Source organism: Bacteroides sp. AM16-13, assembly GCF_003602705.1.
In the GTDB taxonomy this organism is placed as follows: Bacteria; Bacteroidota; Bacteroidia; order Bacteroidales; family Bacteroidaceae; genus Bacteroides; species Bacteroides xylanisolvens.
Genome location: NZ_QTLK01000068.1, coordinates 1 through 2,209, shown reverse-complemented (window position 1 = coordinate 2,209; position 2,209 = coordinate 1). Strand labels below are relative to the sequence as shown.

The following is a 2,209-nucleotide window of genomic DNA, read 5'->3' as shown; positions in this document are numbered from 1 at the left end:
GTGCGACAAGAGGTCTCACAAGTAATTGTTCAGCATCATGTCTGAACCTATTGTTCCGTCAATAGTAGCCTAAAGAGGCGTGCGTGACTGGTAACGGTCGGGTGCGGAGCCCTCTTGAGAACGACGTTCCAACCTAAACATCATAGGCGAAGAATGGCAAGGCTGACCGATAGGAGTAACGCAGGTGAATCGCTGCACCATCGTTACAAAGAATTGGCTTACGGATGTTTAGGAGCCATGCCAAAAGGCAAGCAGTCAGGATAGTACGTTGTTATGTCGTACTACACGGATGTTGCACTGCCGGTGGATGGGCGGACTCTAAGTCGGTCGTCAGTTACTTGTGCGAAACTTGGTAAGCCCGTATTTCTCCCATCAGCCAATAGCAAATGGGTAAGCCAATCGTAAGAGCGGCCGAACGGGGTGCGGGTAAAGGATTGTGGAGAAAGCGAATATCATGATGTAATGTTGTGGATAAGGGTTTCAACGTCACCCTACGCGAAAGCGGGCAGACTTCCACAGGGTAATTCTTTGTGAAACGAATTGTAGAACTTCAAGTATGGAGAAACAGCAAAGGAGCGAGGCGCAAGCCAAGTGTGCATCTTCAGCCGAACGCAAAACAGTGTGGAAAGGAATAGATTTCGCACGATGCGAGCGTAGGGTAAGGAAGCTACAAGTCCGAATAGCAAAGGCTCAGAAAGAAGGAAGATACAACAAGGTGACAGCCTTGCAACATCTTCTTGTCACCTCCTTTGAAGCCAAGGGATTGGCGGTAAGGAAAGTGACGTCCAATAAAGGAAAACGTACGGCAGGAGCGGACCATGTACTATGGGACACCGATGCCAAGAAAATAAACGCAGTGAGTTCTTTGAAACGGAGAGGGTACAAAGCCCTTCCACTGAAAAGGGTTAACATACCAAAGAAGAACGGAAAGATGAGACCGCTCGGGATTCCGACCATGAAGGACAGAGCCATGCAAGCTCTTTATCTGATGGCTCTAGAACCCATTGCGGAGACAACCGCTGATGCCAACTCTTATGGATTTAGAAAGTTCAGAAGTGCGGCAGATGCTATGGATGCCCTGCACAGATGGTTAAGCAAAGATTGCTCTCCCCAATGGATATTGGAGGGAGACATTAAAGGATGCTTCGACCACATCAGTCACCAATGGCTTCTCGATAACGTACGAATCGACAAGCACATCTTAGAGAAATGGCTGAAAAGTGGTGTCGTATTCAATAAGTTGCTACAACCCACCGTGGAGGGTACTCCGCAGGGTGGCATCATCTCACCGACACTTGCCAACATGACACTCGACGGCATGGAAAGAATGTTGAAAGAGAAGTATAAGGTGAGCTACATCGATGGAAAACTTTATCATCCGAAAGTGAATTGCGTGCGTTATGCTGATGATTTCATCATCACGGCAGACAAACGAGAAATACTGGAAGAGACAAAATGTATGTTGATTGAGTTTCTTGGGAAACGTGGTCTCACGCTATCCGAAGAAAAGACACTGATAACACACATCAGCGAGGGTTTTGACTTTTTAGGGTTCAATGTTCGGAAGTACAACGGCACATTGTTAATCAAACCATCCCCTAAGAGTCAGAAACGGTTCACAGAGAAACTGCACGAAGTCGTGTTCAAAAAGAACAAGGCTGTAGCACAGCAGAAGCTGATAGAAGACCTCAACCCTGTATTGAGGGGATGGGGAAACTACTACAGTAGTGTGGTATCGAAAACTACGTTTAGCAAGATAGACCATATATTAACCAACCAGTTAAAGCGGTGGTCCTATCGAAGGCATACGAACAAGTCGAGAGAATGGATAAAGAACAAATACTTTATCAAGGTCGGCAATCGGGACTGGATTTTCGGCTTCAAGTACAAAGATTGTGAAAAAGGTGCTATCTTTACACTTATGAAGCTGGCTGACATACCGATTAGACGACATGTAAAGGTGAAATGTGAAGCCAATCCATACGACCCGACTTGGGATGCCTACTTCTTGAAGCGGATGCAGAAACGCAACCGCTCACGTACGTCCCGAAAGGGAACTTTATCGGAAACAGTTGCCTGTAAAGGCGCGGATGAGCCGATTTAATTTTATGAGAATTAAATTTTGAATTATCGGAGCTGTATGCGGGGAAACTCGCACGTACAGTTCTTAATGGGGAATGCGGCGGTAACGCCGCAAACCTACATAACA

Annotated in this window: 1 protein-coding gene; it reads left to right on the top strand. The window is 46.4% G+C overall.

All coding sequences use genetic code 11. The features are described 5' to 3' along the window. The first annotated feature begins 556 nt into the window (after nucleotides 1–556). Entirely contained in the window at nucleotides 557–2,104 is a 1,548-nt protein-coding gene (ltrA, locus tag DW173_RS23570; RefSeq protein ID WP_083444251.1) for a group II intron reverse transcriptase/maturase, read from the top strand. The last annotated feature ends 105 nt before the right edge of the window (nucleotides 2,105–2,209 follow it).

What these genes read in the sequence shown, in the direction of transcription:
- ltrA (WP_083444251.1), top strand. Translation starts at nt 557, where the DNA reads ATGGAGAAACAGCAAAGGAGCGAGGCGCAAGCCAAGTGTGCATCTTCA.